This is a genomic window from Paenibacillus sp. UMB7766-LJ446 (assembly GCF_030226665.1).
Classification (GTDB): Bacteria; Bacillota; Bacilli; order Paenibacillales; family Paenibacillaceae; genus Paenibacillus; species Paenibacillus vandeheii.
Genome location: NZ_JASOYM010000003.1, coordinates 194,267 through 217,818 on the forward strand (window position 1 = coordinate 194,267; position 23,552 = coordinate 217,818).

Annotated in this window: 25 protein-coding genes; 12 read left to right on the forward strand and 13 right to left on the reverse strand. The window is 48.1% G+C overall.

The features are described 5' to 3' along the window. The first annotated feature begins 176 nt into the window (after positions 1 to 176). The 5 genes from QP794_RS08960 to QP794_RS08980 all read left to right on the forward strand — a co-directional run bounded on the left by QP794_RS08960 (position 177) and on the right by QP794_RS08980 (position 4,614). Positions 177 to 1,721, forward strand: coding sequence for an FAD-dependent oxidoreductase (locus QP794_RS08960; protein WP_285075886.1), 1,545 nt, complete (start codon positions 177 to 179; stop codon positions 1,719 to 1,721). 274 nt (positions 1,722 to 1,995) lie between these two features. Beyond that, entirely contained in the window at positions 1,996 to 2,325 is a 330-nt protein-coding gene (locus QP794_RS08965) for a PadR family transcriptional regulator (RefSeq protein WP_024632829.1), read from the forward strand. Next, positions 2,318 to 2,905, forward strand: coding sequence for an HAAS signaling domain-containing protein (locus QP794_RS08970; protein WP_285075887.1), 588 nt, complete (start codon positions 2,318 to 2,320; stop codon positions 2,903 to 2,905). Before QP794_RS08965 ends, QP794_RS08970 begins: the two co-directional genes overlap by 8 nt. 2 nt (positions 2,906 to 2,907) lie before the next feature. Then, positions 2,908 to 3,807, forward strand: coding sequence for a DUF4097 family beta strand repeat-containing protein (locus QP794_RS08975; RefSeq protein WP_285075888.1), 900 nt, complete (start codon positions 2,908 to 2,910; stop codon positions 3,805 to 3,807). A gap of 87 nt (positions 3,808 to 3,894) precedes the next feature. Continuing rightward, a complete protein-coding gene (locus tag QP794_RS08980) occupies positions 3,895 to 4,614 on the forward strand; it encodes a 3-ketoacyl-ACP reductase (protein WP_079347818.1) in 720 nt (239 codons plus the stop codon). A gap of 54 nt (positions 4,615 to 4,668) precedes the next feature. Here the strand turns inward: QP794_RS08980 and QP794_RS08985 are convergent, their stop codons facing one another. Genes QP794_RS08985 through QP794_RS08995 form a run of 3 tightly spaced genes read right to left on the reverse strand, consistent with a single transcriptional unit; the run spans position 4,669 to position 5,797 of the window. Beyond that, positions 4,669 to 4,827: a hypothetical protein gene (locus QP794_RS08985; RefSeq protein ID WP_285075889.1), complete on the reverse strand. Its 159-nt coding sequence runs from the start codon at positions 4,825 to 4,827 to the stop codon at positions 4,669 to 4,671. Between the two features lie 10 nt (positions 4,828 to 4,837). Continuing rightward, entirely contained in the window at positions 4,838 to 5,386 is a 549-nt protein-coding gene (locus tag QP794_RS08990) for a helix-turn-helix domain-containing protein (RefSeq protein WP_285075890.1), read from the reverse strand. 42 nt (positions 5,387 to 5,428) lie between these two features. After that, positions 5,429 to 5,797 (reverse strand): glyoxalase superfamily protein, encoded by a 369-nt coding sequence (locus QP794_RS08995; protein WP_285075891.1) that lies wholly within the window; start codon positions 5,795 to 5,797, stop codon positions 5,429 to 5,431. Positions 5,798 to 6,018: 221 nt separating this feature from the next. Between QP794_RS08995 and QP794_RS09000 the strand changes: the two genes are divergently transcribed. The 4 genes from QP794_RS09000 (at position 6,019) to QP794_RS09015 (ending at position 9,539) form a co-directional block, all read left to right on the forward strand. Further along, positions 6,019 to 6,693, forward strand: a complete 675-nt coding sequence (locus tag QP794_RS09000) for an alpha/beta hydrolase (protein ID WP_285075892.1) — start codon at positions 6,019 to 6,021, stop codon at positions 6,691 to 6,693. Then, positions 6,693 to 7,463 carry a dioxygenase family protein gene (locus QP794_RS09005; protein WP_285075893.1) on the forward strand — a complete coding sequence of 257 codons (771 nt, stop codon included), beginning with the start codon at positions 6,693 to 6,695 and terminating at the stop codon, positions 7,461 to 7,463. Before QP794_RS09000 ends, QP794_RS09005 begins: the two co-directional genes overlap by 1 nt. A 210-nt stretch (positions 7,464 to 7,673) precedes the next feature. Further along, positions 7,674 to 8,675: a cation diffusion facilitator family transporter gene (locus QP794_RS09010; RefSeq protein ID WP_094937602.1), complete on the forward strand. Its 1,002-nt coding sequence runs from the start codon at positions 7,674 to 7,676 to the stop codon at positions 8,673 to 8,675. 363 nt (positions 8,676 to 9,038) lie between these two features. After that, on the forward strand, positions 9,039 to 9,539 hold the full coding sequence (locus tag QP794_RS09015; protein WP_285075894.1) for a hypothetical protein: 501 nt from the start codon (positions 9,039 to 9,041) through the stop codon (positions 9,537 to 9,539). 357 nt (positions 9,540 to 9,896) lie between these two features. Here the strand turns inward: QP794_RS09015 and QP794_RS09020 are convergent, their stop codons facing one another. From QP794_RS09020 to QP794_RS09035, 4 genes are read right to left on the reverse strand one after another with little or no spacing between them, the layout of a single operon-like run. Next, positions 9,897 to 10,970, reverse strand: coding sequence for an ABC transporter substrate-binding protein (locus QP794_RS09020; RefSeq protein WP_094937573.1), 1,074 nt, complete (start codon positions 10,968 to 10,970; stop codon positions 9,897 to 9,899). Next, a complete protein-coding gene (locus QP794_RS09025; RefSeq protein ID WP_024632840.1) occupies positions 10,967 to 11,776 on the reverse strand; it encodes an ABC transporter permease in 810 nt (269 codons plus the stop codon). Before QP794_RS09025 ends, QP794_RS09020 begins: the two co-directional genes overlap by 4 nt. Then, a complete protein-coding gene (locus QP794_RS09030; protein ID WP_024632841.1) occupies positions 11,751 to 12,584 on the reverse strand; it encodes an ABC transporter permease in 834 nt (277 codons plus the stop codon). The genes QP794_RS09025 and QP794_RS09030 overlap by 26 nt, the downstream gene beginning before the upstream one ends. Next, positions 12,574 to 13,683 (reverse strand): ABC transporter ATP-binding protein, encoded by a 1,110-nt coding sequence (locus QP794_RS09035; protein ID WP_285075895.1) that lies wholly within the window; start codon positions 13,681 to 13,683, stop codon positions 12,574 to 12,576. Before QP794_RS09035 ends, QP794_RS09030 begins: the two co-directional genes overlap by 11 nt. 258 nt (positions 13,684 to 13,941) lie before the next feature. On the opposite strand from QP794_RS09035, the gene QP794_RS09040 reads away from it, so the two are divergent. Next, the gene (locus QP794_RS09040) at positions 13,942 to 15,219 is read left to right on the forward strand and encodes an MFS transporter (protein WP_285075896.1); all 1,278 of its coding nucleotides are present in this window, start codon (positions 13,942 to 13,944) and stop codon (positions 15,217 to 15,219) included. Positions 15,220 to 15,553: 334 nt separating this feature from the next. Here the strand turns inward: QP794_RS09040 and QP794_RS09045 are convergent, their stop codons facing one another. The 3 genes from QP794_RS09045 to QP794_RS09055 form a co-directional block, all read right to left on the reverse strand. Continuing rightward, a complete protein-coding gene (locus QP794_RS09045; protein ID WP_285075897.1) occupies positions 15,554 to 16,759 on the reverse strand; it encodes a nitric oxide synthase oxygenase in 1,206 nt (401 codons plus the stop codon). A gap of 129 nt (positions 16,760 to 16,888) precedes the next feature. Then, positions 16,889 to 17,368, reverse strand: coding sequence for a Dps family protein (locus QP794_RS09050; protein ID WP_285075898.1), 480 nt, complete (start codon positions 17,366 to 17,368; stop codon positions 16,889 to 16,891). A gap of 348 nt (positions 17,369 to 17,716) precedes the next feature. After that, entirely contained in the window at positions 17,717 to 18,454 is a 738-nt protein-coding gene (locus tag QP794_RS09055; RefSeq protein ID WP_285075899.1) for an HAD family hydrolase, read from the reverse strand. Between the two features lie 273 nt (positions 18,455 to 18,727). Between QP794_RS09055 and QP794_RS09060 the strand changes: the two genes are divergently transcribed. Together QP794_RS09060 and QP794_RS09065 are read left to right on the forward strand one after the other, a co-directional pair. Continuing rightward, a complete protein-coding gene (locus QP794_RS09060) occupies positions 18,728 to 18,991 on the forward strand; it encodes a hypothetical protein (protein ID WP_285075900.1) in 264 nt (87 codons plus the stop codon). Between the two features lie 161 nt (positions 18,992 to 19,152). Continuing rightward, on the forward strand, positions 19,153 to 19,584 hold the full coding sequence (locus QP794_RS09065; RefSeq protein ID WP_285075901.1) for an SMI1/KNR4 family protein: 432 nt from the start codon (positions 19,153 to 19,155) through the stop codon (positions 19,582 to 19,584). Between the two features lie 185 nt (positions 19,585 to 19,769). Here the strand turns inward: QP794_RS09065 and QP794_RS09070 are convergent, their stop codons facing one another. The 3 genes from QP794_RS09070 to QP794_RS09080 all read right to left on the reverse strand — a co-directional run bounded on the left by QP794_RS09070 (position 19,770) and on the right by QP794_RS09080 (position 23,551). After that, the gene (locus QP794_RS09070) at positions 19,770 to 21,527 is read right to left on the reverse strand and encodes an adenine deaminase C-terminal domain-containing protein (RefSeq protein ID WP_285075902.1); all 1,758 of its coding nucleotides are present in this window, start codon (positions 21,525 to 21,527) and stop codon (positions 19,770 to 19,772) included. 155 nt (positions 21,528 to 21,682) lie between these two features. Further along, positions 21,683 to 22,741, reverse strand: a complete 1,059-nt coding sequence (locus QP794_RS09075) for an ABC transporter ATP-binding protein (protein ID WP_285075903.1) — start codon at positions 22,739 to 22,741, stop codon at positions 21,683 to 21,685. 18 nt (positions 22,742 to 22,759) lie between these two features. Then, on the reverse strand, positions 22,760 to 23,551 hold the full coding sequence (locus QP794_RS09080; protein WP_024632851.1) for an ABC transporter permease: 792 nt from the start codon (positions 23,549 to 23,551) through the stop codon (positions 22,760 to 22,762). Position 23,552: the final 1 nt, after the last annotated feature.

Here is a 23,552-nt window from a genome sequence, read left to right on the forward strand (position 1 = left end):
CATGTTTAGCAAAAAAAACAGGGGGCTTGCACAGGAAAATGTGAATTTCCCTCAGGAAAGTATGGGGTCAATCGTTTCATTCTGGCACAGTATGGTAATCATGGATAAGAGTAAAATTTTGACGTATTTATGAGCTGAGCATAAGCCCTAATGAACAAATATAAGGAGGAAATCGAGTGAATGATCATCAACAGACCCCGACAGGTTTGCCCTCCATTCCGGAATCCCTGTGGAGAGCCACCAACACATTCAATGAATATCCGAAACTGACAGAAAATACAACTGCGGATGTAGCCATCATTGGTGCAGGCATTGCGGGCATTACGACAGCCTATTTGCTGGCTCAGACGGGTAGGCGTGTGGTTGTGCTTGAAGCCGGAAAAGTACTGGATGGCACAACCGGCCATACCACTGCCAAGGTATCCGCACAGCATGGCGTGATATTTAATGAATTGCTGCATCATTTTGGCGAGGAACAGGCCCGCATGTATTATGAAGGTAATGCTAAAGCCGCCAAGTGGATGCGCGATCTGGTGAAAGAGAAAAAAATCGATTGCCAGTGGGCTGAGGAAGATGCCTATGTCTACATTCAATCCGAGGAAAACCTCAAAAAGCTGGAGATTGAACTGACCGCCTATGGCAAGCTAAATATTCCTGGTGAATGGGTCGATCCACTTCCCATTCCTGTCCCGTCCAGAGCAGGCATTAAGATGCCGGGACAAGCCCGCTTTGACCCGCTCCGTTATTTGCATTACCTGCTGGAATCCGCAGTTAAGCAAGGTGTCCGCATCTTCGAACATACAACAGTTACCGATGTAGAGGAAGACACCTCACTGCATGTGCGGACCTATGAGAATGGTCCATCCGTAACGGCCGAACATGTCGTCGTTGCCTCCCATTTCCCGGTCTACGACCCTGGATTTTATTTTTCAAGGCTGCACGCTGAACGATCCTATGCTGTTATGGTTGAACCTCAGAAGCCTTTCACAGGTGGCATGTATATCTCTGATGATGAACCCTCCCGTTCACTGCGTACTGTCATTCATAAAGGGAAGGAACACATCCTCTTTGGAGGAGAGAATCATAAAACCGGACAGGGCATTTGTACCGTCGGTCATTATGAAAATTTGGAGCGCTATGCAGCCGATACATTCGGCATTCGCAACATCCCATTCCGCTGGTCAGCTCAGGATCTGATTTCCATCGATAAGGTCCCTTATATTGGACCCATTACCGGACGACATGAACGTGTCTATGTGGCTACCGGCTTTGCCAAATGGGGCATGACCACAGGAACGATGGCTGGACATATCCTTACGGACCGGATTACCGGACGCGACAACTCTTACGCAGCGGTATTCGATCCTGCAAGGTTCAAGGTAGACCCTGGTGTGAAAAACTTCCTCGTAGAGAATGTCAATGTAGCCACGGAACTGATCTCTGGCAAAGTCGGCATTATTCACAAGAACACGGGACAACTCGGTAACGATGAAGGAGCCGTCGTTCGCCATGACGGTAAACGGGCCGGCGCCTACAAGGACCCAACTGGCAAACTCTTTCTGGTGGATACCACCTGCACCCATTTGGGTTGTGAAGTGGAATGGAATGCCGGCGAACGTTCCTGGGATTGCCCATGCCACGGATCACGGTACGATTACGCGGGCAAAGTCATCGAAGGCCCTGCCGTTGAAGACCTTACGGTATTGGACGCACAAGAATAAATTAAAGCTGATACCCCCATCACTGTATATCTTCATCCCATAGACCCGGATCGGAATCCGTCCTCAGACGGAAGTAACCGATCCGGGTTTTGCGTATGCTGATTTATAAGTGAATTAGCGAGAAATCGAAGTTAGTCCCATTTGCGGTACACCGTGACACGGAACTATTTTAAAATCACTACCTTGCATTAAACAGTACCGGATGCTATGATGAGTTCACGACTACTGAACAATACACACTAGTGATTGGATAGAGCAACAAGGAGGAACCCAAGTGAATGTTAATATTCAATTCAAAAAAGGGGTGCTGGAACTATGCGTACTCGTGCTGATCAACCGCCAGGATCGTTACGGCTACGAACTGGCTCAAGCGGTATCCCAGCATATTGAAGTGGCGGAAGGTGCATTGTATCCCCTTTTGCGAAGATTGGTCAATGACGGATATTGTACAACTTACCTGCAAGAATCCAGTGAAGGACCACCGCGTAAATACTACAAACTGTCTGATACTGGTCGTGACTATATGAAGACTCTTACGAATGAATGGAATAACTTTGTGCGCAATGTCGCAAATCTTATAGAGGAAGGTACCCCCAATGAATAGACAACAATTCATGCAGGCAATGGAGGTTCATCTGAGACCAATGGACCCGCTGGAACGGGCAGAACTGCTCGCTGATTATGAACAGCATTTTGAGATGGGATTAAGAGAAGGAAGACCGGAAGAAGAAATTGCCAGGGAACTGGGGCATCCGATCGAGATTGCAAAAGAAGCGCTCGGTGATCGGTATGATGCACAGACGCCAGGATCTGATCCGTTCTATGCGCCAACATTCGAAGAAATGCGTCCTCAGCAAAGAGGAAATCGCGCTGCACGCAGCTTCTTCACGGCAATCGGACTTTTTTTCCTGAACATCATGCTGGCGATTCCACTAGGATTGATGCTGTGGTCGGTATGGCTCACAATTGCCAGTCTGTCGCTGCTGGTATTGGCACCGGTCGCTGCAGCAGTGGATTTCTTATATCTTGACCATTTCGAGTATTCTGAGATATTCGTTTCGATTGGAGTATTCGGTATAGGCATTCTATTTGCCCTTTTGACAAAATGGATTTTTAAAGCCTTTAAGCTGATCACTCTTCAATATATAAGATGGAATCAAAAGACGATGAAAGGAGATGTCTAACCATGAGCACCAAAAAGTGGATCGCTTTAGCGATACTATGTATCGGCATCGGCCTGCTCGGAACCTCCATATACGGAGTTCAGTTCGGAGATCAGAGAGAAGCCTACTCCAAACGTTGGGAATTCAAAAACGATGAGCTGCACAACATCATGATGAACTCTAACTTTAGCGCAGATATTGAATTCGTAGTAAGTCCCGATTCCAATGGTTACATTGAAGTGGATGGTAAGTGGGACCCGGCCACAATTGAAGGTTTTAAACAGGCCTCGATCACGGATGGAACCTTTACGTTAAACCAGAAAGGGCGCTCGCGTTTGCAATTTTTCACCCTTTATTGGAATACTCAGCAGCAAACGATCACGGTTGCGCTGCCTGAAGGACATCAGCTGGATGACGTCAACATCGTCTCTACTTCCAGTGATCTGGATCTGAAGGGTCTGCATGCTAAGACCTTGGACCTTAACAACACGTCTGGGAGCATTCACCTTCAGGACATAAATGTACCAACCATTCAACTGGATCTAGCTTCAGGGGACATCAAAGCCACGGCAATTGAGGGAACTATGGAAGTAAAACAAACTTCCGGAAGCTTCACGCTGGATGGCATGAATGGCGATGTAACCCGCAGTGTGCAGTCAGGGGATACCAAAATTATGAAATTAAACGGTGCGGCAAACGTTAAATTCACTTCCGGCAGTGTGAAGATCGAGCAAACATCCTCCGGTTCAATGGATGTATCGGGGCAGTCTGGAGATATTTCCATACAGGCAGCGCCTGATTTTGAAGGTATATTTGACGCACAGGCTATTTCCGGTGATGTGAGTATCCCTGATTCCCCCATGGTAAGCCGTGATGTTATCAAAGCTCGCACCACCTCAGGCAGCATCAAGATCAAGCAATAATGTTAAATTATGATGAAGCAAATATTCGAACTGTGGGTAATATAGTATAATTAAATGCTAGTCCAATTCTAAGGAGGAGTTACCCACATGGAACTTAAAAATAAAACGGCTGTCATTACTGGCGCCGGTAAAGGGATAGGCCGTGCCATTGCTCAGGCACTTGCCAAGGAAGGTGTACATCTCGGACTTATTGCTCGGACGGCCTCCGATCTGGAGGCTCTCCAGCAATCGCTGAGTCAGGAATATGGTGTAAAAGTAACTAGTGCCATTGCGGATATTTCGGATCGCACTCAGGCTGAGGCAGCCGTAGCTGCTATTGAGATGGAGCTTGGCGCGGTGGATATCCTTATCAACAATGCAGGTATCGCAAGCTTCGGCACCTTGCTGGATATGGACCCGGAAGAGTGGGAGCGTATCCTGCATGTCAATGTCATGGGTACATACTATGTAACTCGTGCTGTGCTGCCTAGCATGATCAAGGAAAGCAGTGGCAGCATCATTAATATCGCCTCTACTGCTGGTGAGCGTGGATTCGCAACGGGTTCAGCCTACTGTGCATCCAAATTCGCCCTGCTCGGCATGACCGAATCCCTGATGCAGGAAGTACGTAAATCCAATATCCGGGTTACTGCATTAACACCAAGTACGGTGAACACAGAGCTGGCAACCAATGCCGGACTGAAAGTTGGAGACGAAGACCGCATGATGCAAGCGGAGGACGTAGCTGAACTGGCTTTGGCGACGCTCAAGCTGTCGGACCGTGTATTTGTTAAAGCCGCAGGCATCTGGACAACTAACCCGCAGTAAGCAGGAGTAGTCGAACCATTTATAAAGAACAATGAATGACGGAAGCAACCATTTCTAATGTGCAATCCGTCGCCATCCGGCCGCCCGAGAAACCTCTGGGCGGCCTTTTACATATTCAGCAGCCGCCATCGTGTCCGAATACAATTCATCGCGCTGATTATTCTCTACCCTTATGATTAATGCAGCGTTACTTCTCTCATTTCTCCATTCCATTATCCTCTGCTTATGCGTCCCACAAATGGTCCAGATCCAGCTCCTTGGACACGGCGATCAGCACCACCGCGGGCTCCTCCCCAATATTGGTTACTTCATGGGGAACGATGGCATTCCAGCTAAATGAATCCCCCGCCTCCAGAATCTCTACATCCTCACACTGCTCTGCGCGAATCTTGCCCTGCAGAATCAGGTGACTTTCTTCTCCAGCATGCTTGTTTACCCCCGTTGATGCACCTGCGGGCAGCTCCACAATGGACATCCGCATGGCACCCTTTGCCGTTAGATGCTGTACTTTAATCTGCCCGCTCCCGGCAGTTGTTTCCTTGCGCTCATCCTTGCGCACCACGTTCATCCGTTGTTCTGGTGAGAGCAGCAAGTAAGGCAGTGGAACTTCCAGATAATCCGCGATACTTTCGAGTGTGGCAATGGAAGGTGAGGTTTTGTTATTTTCCACGTTGCTGATAAACCCCTTGGACAGCCCCGTACCTTCGCACATTTGCATGATGGTGATCTGTTTCTGTTTGCGGATCGTACGAATGGCTAGGCCAATATCCATGTTGCAAAACCTCCTCTTCTATAGAAATATCAACTCTTCAATCTATTTTGCGTCAGGTTCATAAAAAACAATCCGGTTGCCAAACGGATCAATCACTGTCATTTCCCTTAGATTCCACGGCGTGTCGGAAATGCCCGGTCTGGAATGTTTGTATTTTTTCCGATTGAGCTTCTCACGTAATGCATCCAGCGCATCCGTCTCCAACCGCAATGCCGCTCCAGGCGTACAATCGCCATGATGTTCGGATAGATGCAATTGAATGGAATCGAGGGAGATCTGCATATATAGCGGCAAGTCTGTCTCAAATCGATGTTCCCAATCCAATCGAAAACCCAGGTAATCCAGGTAAAACTCTTTCGCTTTGTCTTCATCAAATATCCTCAGAATAGGCACGATTCCTTTGATCATCATTATCACGTCCTTGGGAGTAATATGTGCATTACTTTAGCGATCTGCCTGATACAACGTTATTAGATTAATATAGATTTCTTATACGGAACATATTTTCATAATACAAAAAAAATATTGACCCTACAATGGAATCATGATAAATTTTGTTTATCAATAAGAATATTAGTTTTATATAAGTAAACTTTATCTAGATTATCATTTCTTATCAGGTGGTGATTCCATTGAGTTATTCATTGACTTACGAGGTTCGGCTTCCTTCCGATTACAATACAGAACAACACTATCCCGTGATCTTTGCCCTGCATGGCATGGGTTCGGATGAGCAGGATATGCTTCGTTTAATGGAGCCTCTTCAGTCCGATTTTATTATCGTGGCCATAAGGGGGCCCATTGTTCAGGGTAGCGGCTACGCCTATTTTCAGATTAAAAGCATTGGCCATCCCGTCCGGGAATTGTTCGACGCGTCTGTTCAGGGGTTGCAGCAGTTAGTCGCAAACTTGTCCGCCAAATATGCCATAGATCCCGCACGGCGTTATATCGCCGGATTCAGTCAGGGCGCCATTATGGCGATGACACTCTCGCTAATCATGGGAGATGCAATCAAGGGAATTGTAGCTATGAGTGGTTACATTCCGCAATTTGTGAAAGACGAATACAAGGTTCGCCCCAACTCGGATTTATCTGTATTCATATCGCATGGCGATCAGGATCATCTCTTCCCGCTGCAACTTGGCGAGGATAACGCAAGTTTCTTCCGTGAACACACCCATAACGTTACGTATGTTCCATATCGCGGTGGGCACCAAGTCACCCCCGATCTATATCAACAATTTCAACAATGGCTTCGGACGGATGCCAAGCTGGCTGCCGAAGACCTGAAAGGACTGAATTCATAATGATGCCATCCCTGTTTGTCGCTCACGGTGCACCATCACTCGCACTGGAGGAGAATGCGTACACTGAATTTCTGCAAAAGCTCGGACAGGAACTCCCGAAACCCAAAGCAATCGTATTGTTCTCTGCTCACTGGGAATCTACAACCCAATTGGTTTCCTCGGTAGCGAATTACGAGACTATCTATGATTTTGGTGGCTTCCAACCCGAGCTGTATCAGATCAAATACCCGGCACAAGGACATGAAGAGACAACAGCGGAAATTCAGCGTCTGTTCGCGGATGCTGGGATTCCGGTAGAGAGCGACTCCGTTCGTGGTCTGGATCACGGCGCCTGGGTCGTTCTTCGCCTGCTCTATCCGGATGCGGATATCCCGGTTGTTGCTCTGTCTGTAAATCGTTATCTGTCCAGTGAACAGCACTATCGGGTAGGACAGGCGCTCGCCACATTACGTGAGCAGGATGTTCTCGTCATTGGCAGTGGTGGAACGGTACACAATCTGCGTCAGTTAAACTGGGAAAGCGCAGGCGCTGATCCTTGGGCCATGGCGTTTGACAACTGGCTGCATGACAAGCTGGTGAGCTGGGATACAGAATCCCTCTTTGCCTATGACAGGCTCGCACCATCCGCCCAAGCGGCTGTGCCTACGCCAGAGCATTTTGTGCCGCTGCTGCTCGCCATGGGCGCCGGAGACCAGAACAAGCAAGCATCACTCCTGTTCAAAGCCTATCAGTATGGCAACCTGAGCCTGTCTTGCTGGAAATTTGATTGATCATCGATGGATTGGTTTATATAACTCCATATATAAAAATAACCAAACACTCGTGTGAAACTGCACGGGTGTTTGGAGTGATATGACCTTTTTTGCATAATGCTGGGAGCTCTAAAGCAAGCTATAATAACATTTAGTGGAAATGAACAAGCTGTAATGATGGATTACTCTTTCTACACCTATCACATTTTTCTGGGAGGAACATTCGAAGTGGCTGAACAACCAAAGTCTGAGAGCTTGATGTCTCTCGTCAAAAAGGGAAACACCTCCTCGGCCGTAGCCATGGCAGGTAATGCGGTACTTGCACTGTGCAAAGGAGGAGCCTTTCTATTCAGTGGCAGTGGCGCCATGTTCGCCTCGGCGATGCACTCTTTGGCCGATGCCATCAACCAAGGGTTTGTCTTTGTCGGAAGTGTACTGTCCGAGAAAAAACCTACACGCCGCTTTCCAACCGGATTCGGACGGGTCATCAACATTTTCTGTATGATTGCCGTTATCGTTGTGACCATTATGGCCTATGAAACGATTCATGAAGGGATTCACCTCTTACAGCATCCTGCTGGTCATTCGGGCGGTCTCTGGATTAACATCGGTGTGCTGGTGCTTAACATTGTGATCGATGGAGCCATTTTGATCAAAGCGATGAAAGAAATTCTTAAGGAAGCACGCGCTCCCAAAGCGTCAGGCCTGGCCCTGTTCCCTGCTGCAATCAAAAATGTAGGACGTGCCGCGCCGCCAACACGCCTTGTATTTTACGAAGATGTTGTAGCGGTAATCGGTGCGACACTCGCCCTGATTTCTGTTGTTGTCATTGCACTGACCAATTTTGCATTGCTCGATGGAATCGTGACGACCATTATTGGATGCCTGATGATCGCTGTCGCTTTCCGTGTCGGCTATGACAATATGATCGGACTGATTGGTGTAGCGGCTCCACAGGATGTTGAGGACAAAGTATCCCAGACCATTCTGGCCGACACTCATGTTGCAGATATCCAGATGATGCGCATTATTCAGGAAGGCCGTTATTACCACGTCGAGGGTCTGATCGAACTGACCAAAGGATTGAGCCTTGCCGATGCCGATGATATCAAGTTCCGTATTCAGGAGAAGTTAATGACAGATCCCGACATCGCCGATGCAGCCATTTCCATTATCGAAGATGATGGTGTGAACAGTTGGGGCAAGAAGCATTCGGATGTGGTGAAGTGAGGAATTACCCTCTTTTATAAAAGAAAAAGGCCCACTCTTCGCGGAGTGGGCTTCTTCGCGTAGCTAACTTACGTGACATTGGATAGAATTCACTGACTGGGTTGTCATAGGGTTTATTTCCGCCCACCCTGCTTCATCCCCATCTCCATCAATTTATCCAGCCATCTTAGACGGAACGTTTCTGTGGAGCCTTTGATTGGACTGATCTCGATTGCATATTTCGTACCTAGACTTTAGTCTAGGTCCAGTTTAACTCCAAAGACCGAGGATACCCTTTTGCGGTTCATGGTATGCTGTGAATAACGAGAAAACATACTCCATGACCGTTCGGGAATTGATCTTGTATTGAAAAGGAGAGATATCATGGCTAAACGCACCATCCTTGCGCCCGTCCTTATTTTGCTGGGCGTGTACCTGATTTTGAACCAGGGAGGTTCACTCGGTCCAGGTACGATCTTCGCCACATTCTGGCCCACCCTATTTGTGATTCCGCTGGGGCTGTTCTTCCACTGGCTCTACTTCTCCATGATTGGACGAGGAATTGGATTGCTGGTTCCTGGAGGCATCTTGCTTACGGCAGGTGTTGTCAGCCAGATCGCCATGCTCTTTGGCAACTGGAGCACGATGTGGCCTGGCTTCATTCTTGCGGTAGCGGTAGGTCTGTTTGAATTGTATTGGTTCGGTGGCCGTAACAAATGGCTGCTGATTCCGATCAACATTCTGACGGTTATCTCGCTGTTATTCTTCTCCGTCATGTCGATTGGCACGATGCTGGACAGTCTGTCCTTTGTCCAACCGTTCGTGGCGATTGGGCTGATTATGGGCGGGGCGTGGATCATTGTGGGACGCAAAAAGCGCATGTAGATCTTATGTCGTTTACACTAGACCACTGCGGTGACAGAACAACTTTCGATCGCTGTTATCGCCGGATTTTTTGATTCCCCTTAATAAAGGGTAAAATCCGGCGATAAAGGCGAGCGCTTCGCTTCTCCAGTTTGTTCTGTCCCCTCCGTTAACGTGTAAACAAAGATAAGACAACTTCCTGAGCTATTTGCTTTGAAGCAGGGTAAAAATATAGGGGTGCTACTCGTCATTCAAGTGAAATGACGAGCAGCACCCCTATTTATTCTAACGAACTATACACGCACTATTGGCGGTCATTTGCTCCCATTTGAGTTTTAACGAATCAGAGAGACGCTATACGTCTCAATTAAATGCCTTTTATTTGCTATGCATTTTAAATTCGAGGAACAAATCGTTATAATGCGAGAGCATTTTTTTGCCCAGATTATTGTACACTTCCAGCTTGCCTGTGAGCGTCTCATCCGGATAGAATCGCTCATCCTCCGAAATATCCTCTGGCAGCAGCTTCAATGCCTCGGCGTTCGGTGTAGAGTACCCGACATATTCAGCATTACGGGCCGCATGATCCGGGTCCAGCATAAAGTTGATAAACTGATGAGCGCCTTCAATATTACTCGCTGTCTTCGGAATGACCATGTTATCGAACCATAGGTTCGAGCCTTCTTCAGGAACGACGTAATCCAGCTTGTCGTTCTCATCCATAATCTCCGAAGCATCCCCGGACCATACGAGTCCAACCGCTGCTTCTTCGTTCGCCAGCAGCATTTTGATCTCGTCACCGACAATGGCTCTGACGTTAGGCGTCAGGGTGGATAGCTTTTTCAAAGCTTCCTGCAGATGGTCTTCGTTCGTATCGTTCAGCGAATAACCAAGGCTGTTCAGCCCCATGCCAATCACTTCACGGGCACCGTCGAGCAGCAGAATTTGGTTTTTCAAACGTGGGTCCCACAGATCGTTCCAGCTCTCAAACGTTAACCCATCGACCAGTTCAGGATTGTACACAATCCCCACTGTTCCCCAGAAGTAAGGAATGGAGTACTTATTGCCCTCATCGAAGGACAGGTCCATAAACCGTGGGTCGATGTTGCTCAAATTGGGCAGCTTGCTGTGATCCAGTGGAACGAGCAGGTTCTCTTCTTTCATTTTGCTAATCGCATATTCGGAAGGAATCGCCACATCAAACGTGGTTCCGCCCTGCTCAATCTTGGTCAGCATCGCTTCATTCGAATCAAACGTCTGATAGATGACCTTGATGCCTGTCTCTTGCTCAAATTCCTTCAGCAGATCAGGGTCGATATAATCGCCCCAGTTATAGATGGTCAGCGTGTTGCCGCCCGAATACCCCTGACTCTTGTTCAGATACGAGGCCAGAATCATCAGGGCAAAGGCAGCGATGAATACAATCGCAAATGTCCGTACCAGTTGCTTCATGGACGCAGCCCCTTTCCTCCGGGTGGTATCCGTGTTGCACGGCGGTTAATGAAGTAGTACCCAACCACCAGCAGCACCGTCAGCAGGAATAGCAGCGTTGATAGCGCATTGATGGACAATGACACACCTTGCCTTGCTCTTGAATAAATCTCCACCGAAAGTGTGGAGTAGCCGTTACCTGTGACAAAGAATGTTACTGCAAAGTCATCCAGTGAGTATGTCAGGGCCATGAAGAACCCGGCAAAAATACCCGGTTTGACGTATGGAAGCACCACACGAGTCAGGATCTGCCATGATCCCGCACCCAGGTCACGCGCCGCATCCATCAAGGTTGGACTCATCTCCTGAAGCTTCGGCAGTACCATGATGACGACAATCGGCACGCTGAATGCGATATGAGACAACAATACCGAAGTGAATCCAAGTTTGATGCCAATCATGGTGAACAAAATGAGAAATGATGCACCGATGATGACATCCGGACTAACGATCAGCACGTTATTGAGTGACAGCAACGTATTCTTGGTCCGTTTGCGCCGTACATGATAGATCGCCAGTGCCCCTGCCACACCGAGCATCGTCGAGATCGCCGAGGACAGGAGCGCAATAATAAACGTATTCAGTACAATAATCAGCAGCCGGGTATCGGCAAATACCTCCCTGTACCATTCCAATGTAAACCCTTCGAAGCCGCGCATATGACCGCCACTGTTGAAGGAATAGAAGATCAAATACGCGATCGGTGCGTACAGTATGGCGAATACAACGGCCAGATAGACGTTAGACAGCTTTCCGTTTCTTCCCATTACGCACCTCCTTCTTGCCTGACCCGGTCAGGAACATAATGATCGCCATCGCAATAATCAAAAAGACGGCGATCGTCGAGCCCATCCCCCAGTCCTGGGTGACGAGAAAATGCTGCTCAATCGCTGTTCCCAGCGTAATTACCCGGTTCCCCGCAATGAGGCGGGTAATCATGAACAAGGATAATGCCGGAATAAATACGGCCTGACAGCCGGATTTCACTCCGCTGAGTGTCAGCGGAAAGATGACCCGGCGGAACGTCAGCCATGACGATGCCCCAAGATCCCGTGCCGCATAGATCAGCGACGGATTCATCTCTTCCAGCGCGTTGAAGATCGGCAGGATCATGAACGGAATGAAGATGTACACCGAGACAAAGATAAAGCTGAAATCGGTGAACAGAATCTGTTGCGTGCCAATACCCACCACTTCAAGCAGGGAATTGGTCAGGCCATACGTGCCGAACAGGCCGATAAAGGCGTACGCTTTTAACAACAGATTGATCCAGCTTGGCAAAATAATAAGCAGCAGCCATAGCTGCTTGTGCTTCGTACGAGTTAGTAAATACGCCGTCGGATACGAGACCAACAGTGAGAACACCGTGATCAGAAAAGCATACCAGAACGAGCTCAGAGTCATCTGCATGTACACAGGTGTAAAGAACCGGGCATAGTTACCCAGCGTGAAATTGCCCTCCACATCGAAGAACGAGTAATACACCACCAGCAGAACCGGAGCAACTACAAACAACACCATCCATAATACATATGGAATCAGATACGCATTGCGTGTACTCGCCTTAGTCTGCATGAACGGCCTCTTGGTAGGCTTCCAGACGTTTGTCGAACTCTTCTTCCGTCTCGTTAAAGCGCATGACGTGGATCGCTTCCGGGTCAAAATACAGACCAATACGATCGCCTACCACAGCTTTCTTGGTGGAATGAACCAGCCACTCATTGCCTGCGTCATCGTAGGTGGATATTTCGTAATGCACCCCGCGGAACAGCTGGGAGTCCACGTTGACCTGCATTTTGCCCTGTTCCTCGGTCGTAATCTCCATATCCTCTGGACGAATCACAATCTCCACAGGCTCGTCCTTCTGCAACCCCTGATCGACACATTCGTACTGTGCGCCAGCGAATTCCACGACAAAGTCCTGCTTCATTTTGCCGGATACAATGTTCGATTCGCCAATAAAATCAGCCACAAAGCGGTTAATCGGCTCATCATAGATATCATTGGGCGTGCCGCTCTGTTGAATGACGCCCCCGTTCAGGACAAAAATCTCATCCGACATTGCCAAGGCTTCCTCCTGATCATGCGTGACAAAAATAAACGTAATACCCAATCGCTGTTGCAGCTCACGCAGTTCATACTGCATTTCGGTCCGCAGCTTCAGATCGAGTGCAGAGAGTGGCTCGTCCAGCAGCAGAATCTCGGGTTCATTGACAATCGCCCGCGCAATCGCAACACGCTGCCGTTGTCCGCCGGACATCTCGCCAATTTCACGGTTTTCATAACCGGAGAGATTAACGAACTTGAGTGCTTCCAGCACTTTGTCGCGAATATCAGCGCTTTTCATTTTTTTGATCCGCAAACCAAAAGCTACGTTCTCAAATACATTCAAATGTGGAAATAGCGCGTAATCCTGAAATACGGTATTCACCTGCCGCTGGTGGGCCGGCACTTGGTTAATCACTGCACCGTTAAAATAAATACTGCCCTGTGTCGGCTCCGCAAAGCCGGCGATCAAGCGCAATATCGTTGTTTTCCCGCAGCCTGACGGGCCGAGTAGCGTATAAAATTTACCCCGCTCAATCTCGAAGCTGACTTCCTTCAATACGGCTTCATCCTGATCGTATTGCTGAGTCACCCGGTCGAACCGGATAATCGGTTGTTGTTCTGACATGCTTCATTTCGCCCCCTTTAAACTTGAGGTATACCTTGAGCCTGTACACTTCTTTTCATGCATGCTTCATTACAAATCCCATCTATTATATATGATTCAGCTATATCCGCAATGGTTTTGATGTAAACGCCATGTGTTATTTCTTCTTATTCTAACAAATACAGCATACATTACGGGTATATGTCGATATCTACGCATTCAGGTAGAGCTATTGAAGGACGATCAGAGTTCAGTTTATGTGCGAAAGGAGTCTTGTTGGTGGATATTCGCCGTAACCTGCCTTTGCTGATGATCATTTGTTTTCTTAGTCAGATGGGCGGTTTCATGATCCTGCCCCTGTTCCCCTTGTTTATTGAGGAATTCGGCCTGTCTGGCTGGATGATGGGGGTTATTTTTGCACTCTTTTATGTCGGAAAAGTAATTGGCGGGGTGCCCGCTGCGGCACTCTATCGGAAAATCGGGGGCAAGCGGGCACTGATTGCCATGCTGCTGCTTCTCGCTGTCTGTATGGGCGGGTTCGCTGTAACTTCTGCCGCGCTACTATTCGGCCTGTTACGGCTGCTGCAAGGGCTGGCTTCGACCGGGCTTACGGTCGTCGTGCGTTCCATCATCGGGGACGGGAGCAATGTCGATAACCGGGGGCTGTTCAACGGTTATATCAGCAGCAGTGAAGGCGGGGGAATGGTGCTGGGTCCGGTCATCAGCGGCTGGCTCTCGTTGCACTGGCCATTGTCCGTGCCTTTTTTACTCGTTACCGTGTGCTGTCTGATGGCTGTCGTTGCGGCAATGGGGATAAAGTCGGCATCAAAAGCAGATCATGCATCTGAAATTGAGGTGAACGGTCAGACTTTAAGCGAGTCTTCAAGTATTGTAAAACAAACTCAAACGCCTATGGATACGGATTACACCGTTTCTACAGTCAACGATACACCTAGCCCAACCATTCCAGAACCATCCACCGGACTTACCCGGCGGCAACAACTGATTGGCTACGGTACGGTGCATTTTCTGGAGATGAGCGCCTATGCCGTGTTTCTGACTTATTTTGCACTATATGCTGCTCATATCATGCACTGGGACCCGTTTGCGACCAGCCTTGCCTTTACCGTTGCCGGAATCTCTACACTTGCAGCTGCCCCTGTAGCAGGTTACTTGTCTGATCGGATGGGGGATCGCCTGCTGCTCTGCATGTTCGGCATGCTGATGATTGGCATCGAAGTGGTCGTTTTTCTGAGTACATCTTCTTATGTGTGGGTTTACGTGGGCATGCTGATCGGCGGCGTTGGCGGTGCATGTTACATGGATTCGTTCTTTGCGCATATCGGGGATCACATCCCGGACGAGGGCAGGAGCTCCGTCATAGGCAAAATTGTCTCTGCCGCCGAGATTGGCTCGATCGTTTCCCCTCTGGTGGCTGCGCTGCTTGTGGAGTATGGATCGCTGTACACTGTGTTCGTGTTTAATCTGCTTCTGATCGCTGCCGCTATCGCTGTTCAGGCGGTGATGCACAGCCGTTACAGAGCCAAACGGGGGTAAACGAACAAGGGGATGTCTCCTAAGTCATCTACATGACTGGGGACATCCCTTTTTAGCATAATTACTTTCTAACGAACTGAGCATGCGCTATTCGCTTCAATTTCCACTTTGCTGCGTTTTAACGAATCACAGAGGCGTTATTTCCTTGATTTACTGATTATGTCACAGGTTCGGGCGCGTTTATACCGGAATAACGCCACTGAAGTTCGTTAAACTTGGCATTCCACGATAATTCGCCTTTTAAGGTGCGCTCGATTCGTTAGCGTTATAACTTACGAGAGAAACCACTTCCCGAAGAAGCCTCTCGATTATATTTTTCACAGTCTCGTAAACATCAGTGTGCAAACGGGCATTTCATTGGTGGATTCTCCGCCGTAGGCTGGTGATCCCCCACGAGTTGTTGGCTTTCCCAGTCCATCCGTTCAGCTTCTACTTGTTCTGAATCCAGCTTATAGGAATGATCTCCATAGAAAAAGTTCGGCTTCACAATCTCATTGCGGTAGGAGCTGTGGAAAATATGCGTCGTCGCCGGAGACACGGGCGGAATCAGCCAAACCCAATCGCCTGTCAGCTCGCGCCCAGCCTTCTCCTCCCGCTGCTCAAACAAGGCAAATTGCGCTGCCGCCGTGTGGTGATCCACAATGCTCACGCCTGCTTTCTTGAACGAATGCAGCACAGCTACATTCAGCTCTACCAGAGCCCGATCCTTCCACAACGTCGTTTCACTCGACGTATTCAGGCCAAGGGCTACCGCTACCGCAGGCAGTTTGTTATACCGAAACGTATCCGCCAGATTACGCGCACCGATCTCAGTACCCATATACCAGCCGTTGAATGGAGCTGCCGGGTAGGATATACCGCCAATCTCCAGCCGCATATCGGCAATCATCGGCACACCGTACCAGCGCATGCCCAATTCAGCAATCTCGGGACGCTCCGGGTGTTCAATCCTCACTTCCACGATGTCTTCCTCGGGCACTGAATACCACTCTGGAGCTTGCCCCTGTGCCTGTATAATCAAAGGCAGCACATCATATGGTGTGCCTTCCCTCTTCCAACCAAGCGAAATTGCTGTCTTCGTTAGCTCAACGGATGCAGGGTCGCCTACAATACCATCCGTCGTCTCATATCCTGCATAACGAATTAACTGGTGATTCCAGATCCGCACGGGTGCTCCATTCGGTCCATCAGGTGGAAGGATCGTAATCATTGGAATGATCTTACCTCCGTTGGAAGCCGCTCGGATGTGCGTCAGCACAGCATCCGCTGCTGTTCCAACGGTATCTGCGTGCCGTGCATCGATAATGCGCAGTTTATCCCAGAACAGCCGTCCGATGCAGCGGTTGCTGTTCCGCCATGCCATTTTACAACCATGCTCCAGTTCATCCGCAGTATGCACATATGTGCCTGTGTGCTCAATCTCATTCAAAACTGCAACAAGCCGGGCCTGCGCGTCTTCACGCGATTGGCCCAGCTCTTCATAACATCTATATATAAACCGTTCAGCTTCATCCCGCAGTTCTTCCAGGTCTGTCCGCATTATTCACTCCACCAATCTTTACATCTTGAATGCCATCATTATACGGCAAGCACACCGGATTTGTAAGCGAACGGGCACTTTGTTCACGGACTCTACATATGGTTGTCAGCGGATGCAGGGGAACTTAGCTTATTTGCCCAGAAATGCGTTTAACATCCAGACCTCTTTATCCAATGCAGCGGTGAATCCAATCAGCATATCTTCGGTTGCGTTATCCTCGGCTTCGCCCGCTGCTTGAATACCCTGGTTAATTACACCCACCATGGCTCTCAGATCGGCAACTACTGTTTCTACCATGTCTTCAGCCGAGAACTGTCCCTGTGCTTCCTCAACTGGTGACAACCGCAGTTGTTCAGCCATCGTTGCGACCGGGCGTCCACCAATGGCCAATAGGCGTTCTGCGGCTTCGTCCATATTCGCTGTAGCCATGTTATATAACTCTTCGAATTTGGCATGCAGTGTGAAGAAGTGAGGACCTTTGACATACCAGTGGAAGTGGTGCAGTTTGGTGTACAGTACAGACCAGCCTGCGATCAGGCGGTTCAGGACCTCCTGAAGTTCAGTGGCGTGGTTTGCAAAAGTATTGTTTCTAGTCTGGATTGTGCTCATGGAATTTATCCCCTCTCGAATACGATATAGTTTTTATTTTGATAACCTAGTTTAATTTGCTTTCGTTTGTTTAATTTAATTTAGACTTAATCTAAATCTTGTTTTAATTATAACATTGCCCATATCCTTTGTGAAGGCTTTAGACTACTCTTTCAAATGAAGATTCCATGAAGCTGTGCTTCATCTTTGACTCATGTGGAAAGACTCTTCCAACACCTTTACACACAATATCTATACCGCGATTTCCGCTTATATACAATGACAATCCTCACTCCGTATTCAACAACAAAAAAAGCCCTGATCCTCAAACGAGTAATCAGGACTGCACCAATGCACATAGCGCATGCTTTATTGTTGAACCAACTCGGATGTAAGGATACGGCTTACCTCTTCATAACTACGCGCAACATGATGAGGCTGATGCTCTGATTCTGGCAAAGCATTACGATGGTTGAACCAGATCACTTTCCATCCGGCATCCACTGCACCGACAACATCATTGCGCCAAGAATCGCCGATGTAATAACTGGAGCTGGAATCCGATCCCGTCTGCCTGCTTACATGCTCAAACAATCTGCGATCCGGCTTGGCGTAACCAAGTGTACCCGAAATGAAAATCCGTTCCTCTGGGATAAGGTTGAATACTTCCAGCGCTTCAAGCTTCCGCTGTTGATGTTTCCCTTCTCCATTGGTAATTAACCCTACTGTATGCCCTTCTGCAAGAAGTCTCCGTATAAGTTCATATGCCCCCTCAAAGGGCTGGATCCGAAACTGTCTACTTAAATACTGTGCTTGCAATTCTTCAGCCTGTCCCGATTGCAGGGGTAGTCCAAATTCCGCCATGGTCAGCTCAAATCTGCGATGACGCATCCGTTCCACCGCTTCCGGTTCGGGTACAGCAGACAAGTCTTCTTGGGCAGACAGCCAGTCGCTATAATAACGGAAACGATGGTATGCCTCACCATACGGGAAATCGTCTGGCAGACCAAGAACCTCCTGTAGTGCTCCTCTCAGCGGCAGCAAGTGATCATACAAGGTGTCGTCTACATCGAAAAAGATAGCTCTCGTTTTATTTGTTTTTTCCATAATTGCTACTTATCCTCCTGGTGTTGGCTCCAAACATTCTCTTCTTACTATATATGCATTGAGTTGGCCAGTCCAAACAAGTATGCGTGCTTAAACATGATTACCCCGTACTTGGAGTAGCATAAAGATCCATTATATATGTTAAAATAAGGATGAATTATCTATTATCTCAGAGGTGATGCTTATGTTCAATCCGAAAGTCTTCTTCTATTAGTTGTGTCTAAGGCCATGGCTCCCGAAGCCAAAATCTAACCCGGCACAACGGGGATGAAGATGTTTGCACAGGAAGAGATTCAATCTTGGGAAAATGAACAATCGCATAATCAGAAAAACAACAAGAAGTTCATTGATCCAAGAAAAGAGAAGCTCAAAGATTTCCGCAAAGGAATCAAGAGCACTCATTTTAACAAAGAAAGTAAACCGGCTCGTAAACAAGATTATCGTCTGTATAGAACCAAAATGAAACGATTGATGTACACCGAGCAATACGATCTCCTTCACAATTATATACGAACGAGTGGTTGGCTTACTTGGTAAGCAAGCTTTAGAAAAGGTAGCCCTACAGAACTCTCCCTATTGTTATTTGTTATCAGCAGTAAGGCCAGTCTAAAAAGGGCTACCTTCTTTTCATTGAACAATACGACGATTTTTCATATAAGTCATACGATTCAATTGCATAATGCGGGGAGGATTCCTTCATGTGGAAAGATTATTTCAAGGGACTTTCAGAAGAATATACGTTCAGTTCTCCTGCATCGGGAGACGAACTTGCAAAGGTTGAGAGCTTGTTCCATGTCGCTCTGCCCCGTGAACTAAAGGAAATATTGTTGGAAACCAATGGGGTAAAAGCCATTTATGATTTAGGTCTAATATGGCCAATAGACCGAATCAAGAATGAAAACAAACACTATCGGGACGAACACTTCCAAGAATATTATATGCCATTTGATAACTTGGTCTTTTTCGGTGAAAGTGGAATTGGCGATTTATTCGCGTTTCCAGTGACGGGGGATGGAATTTGTAAAGAAGACGTCTTTGTATGGAATCATGAAAATGATAGCCGAAAATGGGTCGCGCCTTCGGTATCCAAATATTTGGAATGGTCGCTAAAAGGAATGATCAAAATCTAGCTCAATGTTCCTCTTGCCAGGCTCAGTACATAGGAATTATGATTTTAAATCCTTGGTCATACAACAATACCCCGTAACGCGACTCATCGTGGCGATACGGGGTATTGGACTTTTCTTTTTATAATACAACTACTCCACGATCAACAATCTAATTGGAGGTACATCACGAAATGTGTGTATTTAAATTAGATGATCAACGGTACAACCTTCCCTGCATTCACATCAATCAGGCCGTGATCCGTAATTTTCAGAGCTGGACTTACCGCCAGGGAATGAGTACTTATCGACATAATCGGGTTATAGTGCACATAGCCAAGAGACAACATCGCTGCACGCAGTTTTTTCACTTGATGGGACACTACCGCCAGCGGTTCCTCCGTCAAAATGCCACCTACAGGGAGTTCGAGATGGGACAATACTTTGCCGTCTTCCACCACACAGAATCCACCCTGGCTCGAAATTACCGTGTTAGCTGCCAAGATCATATCTTCACGATTGCGCCCTACGACCAAAAGGTTGTGGTTGTCATGTGAATATGTTGTCGCAATGGCCCCACGCTTAATCGTGTCTCCACCAATCAAACCATGTGCCCGGTTACCGTTCACACCATAACGTTCAAAGGTCGCAATCTGTCCAAATTCGCTCTCTTCCCAGAGCAGTTCACCATTCGCAGCCTGAACTTGGGCAATATGCTCTTCCACAAAGGTTGAACCGTCCTTCACAATCATAACCCGGCAATTGTTTATCCCATTTTCAGATAACTGCGCGTCTGAGGCTGATGCTTCACTTTTCCCACTCACCTTCGGATCAGACAAACGAATTGCAAAATCCTCGGTTCCCAGCAGATCCAACTGCACACTCTTGTAAAAGTGAGGTGGAAACTGTCCACTGATCCGGTCTTGCTTGTACGGTTCGTAGTCGTCATAAGCTTTACGGCCATTTTTGTATACTTGCTCTACTGCAAGTGTATCTAAGTTGGACAGCAGCACATAATCCGCCACTTTGCCTGGGGCAATGCTACCGCGATCAGTCATTTTCATCCGGGATGCAGGAGTCGAGGTTGCAGCGTAAATTGCATCTTCAGGGCGCATACCCATCCGAATGGCTTTACGCACGATATGATCCAAATGTCCCCGTTCCACCAGCGAATCAGGCATAACATCGTCCGTTACAAAGCAGAAATGCTGAGCAACATCATGCTGAATCAGGTACTCCATAACTTCTGGCGTCATCGATTTTTCCTGAATTTCTATAAACATGCCTGCCGCAATTCGCGCCTGCAAGCCTTCAATACTCTGATGCGTATGATCGGAATCCACGCCCGCATAGATCAGTCGGTGCAGATCCAGCCCAAGCAGTTTCGGTGTATGACCTTCGATCACAAGATCGGGATAGTTCTGGCGAATATGCTGGAGGATCTGGTTGGTCTTGCATTCCGGGTCACGGATGACGTCCACATAGTTCATGATCTCACCGAGACAAATAATCTCTCCAGTAGCCAGAAGCACATCCATGTCTTCAATTTCGATTGAACCGCCCGTTGTTTCCATTGGTGTCGCCGGAACGGAGCTTGGGATAGCGTAGAACATATCCACGGTTGTCTCGCGACTGGCCGACATCATCTCCTGCACACCTTCCAAACCAAACACATTCGCCATCTCATGCGGTTCCGCCACAATGGACGTTACCCCGCAACGGATCAGGCCATGGGAAAAAGTTGCCGGTGTCACCATCGTACTCTCGATGTGCAGATGAATATCAATGAGGCCTGGAATCATGTAACGTCCCCGTGCATCAATCACTTCATCGGCTACAATCATCTCCGGTCCGCCTGACCCGACATACATGAATCTGCCGTCCAGTACAGCCACGTTGTTCATTTCAAATCGTTTATAATAACTGTTATACACATGTACATTCTTAATTAGTTGATCTGCACGCATGGGGCATAATCTCCTTCTTCATGAGCATTTTACAGCGATCCAGAGCGGTAGTTTACGATAGCCAGGTTGAGTGGAAACAGCTATTTTCGATATGCCACATCTGGATTCAACTGATAAAACGCCTCTTTTACTGCTTCTGCTTCTGCTTCCTGCTGCTATTCCACAAGGACAAGCTTATCCTGCGGGAAAATCAGATTCACCCGCTGTCCACTGAGATAAGGTGTCTCCATCTCCTGATTGGCTGTGAAGTCGCCAAGTTCTGTCTCGATGACGTACTGATAACTGCGTCCAAGGTACGTGCTTACTTTGATAATCCCTGGCAATGCATTTGCCATGTCCCCAGAGGTATCTCCACTAACCATCAGATCATCCGGGCGAATCGCACCTTTGCGTGCACCGGGACGTGCCGTTCCGGGATGCGCAGTTGCCGTGAACAAGCGACCACCCGCTTTCAGCGTGATCACCTCTCCTGCATCACTGCGCTCTGCGAATTCAATAAAATTGTGGAATCCAATAAATTGGGCTACAAACTCCGTTGCCGGGTATTTAAAAATCGTCTCCGGGCGGTCGAGCTGCTCGACAACGCCTTTGTTCATAATCGCTACCTGATCGGAGATGGAGAAGCACTCCTCCTGATCATGAGAGACATAAAGCGTCGTAATGCCCAGTTCCTGCTGAATGCGGCGAATCTCCACCCGCATATTGAGTCTCAGGTTGGCATCCAGGTTACTGAGCGGTTCATCGAACAATAGCAAATCCGGTTCAATGACCAGTGCGCGGGCAATTGCCACACGCTGACGCTGACCACCAGACAGTTCTGTTGGAAAACGTTTCTCAAACCCGTTCAGGTTAACCACCTCAAGGATGCGCATCACACGTGACGAGATATCCTTGTCTTTCACCTTGCGCATCCGCAGGCCGAAGGCTACGTTGTCATAGACAGACAGATGCGGGAATAGCGCATAACTCTGAAATACAAATCCGAAATTCCGCTTATTTACCGGAACTTTTGTATAATCCTTGCCGCCGAACATAAACTTGCCCTCTGTTGCTTCCAGGAATCCGGCGATGAGGCGCAGCGTAGTTGTTTTGCCGCAACCGCTCGGTCCGAGCAGGGAGAGCAGCTTACCTTTTTCCAGCTCCAATTGAAAATCCTTCAGGATCGTCTGGTTATCGTAAGCCACCGATACGCGATCCAATGTCAGCAATGCCATAGCGTTCTGCGCCTCCAATTAACGTTTAGTAAAGTATGAGAATCCGCCCATGATCCGTTCGATCACGAACATTAAAAGTCCAGTCAATACCATCAACAGTACGGAAATCGCTGCAATGGTTGGGTCAAAATAATTTTCCACATAGGTCAGCATCTGAATGGGCAATGTGCTTACCCCCGGTCCGGTCATAAACACGGAAATGTCCACGTTGTTGAACGACTCCAGAAACGCAATCAGCACCGCCGCGAGAATACCGGAACGAATGTTGGGCAGCACGATCTGGAAGAACGTTCTAACCCGTCCCGCGCCGAGACTCAGGGCCGCTTCTTCCACTGCAAAATCAAAGCTCGACAGACTCGATGCGATAACGCGAATGATAAATGGCAGCATAATAATGGTGTGACCAATCAGCAGACCCAGATACATCGGCAGGTGATAGATCACGATCAGGTATTTCATCAAAGTAAAACCAAGCACGATTCCCGGAATGAGTACCGGGGACAGGAACAATGCATTCAGCACCGACTTGCCTTTGAAATCGTAACGACTAAGTGCATACGCAGCCGGAACCCCGAGCAACAACGCCAGCAAATTTCCCAGCAGGGAAATGATGATGGACGTCTGGAACGTGCGAAGGAAACCGCCTGTGTTAAAAATATTTTCGTACCAGCGGAGGGAGAAGCCCTCCGGCGGAAATTTGAGTACCGTCCCCGGTTCAAACGAAGTCACCGAGATGATCAGAAGCGGGCCCAGCAGAAAGATAAAGACCAGCAGACTGAACAGGCCCAGCCCGATATGTTTCTCCCGCATA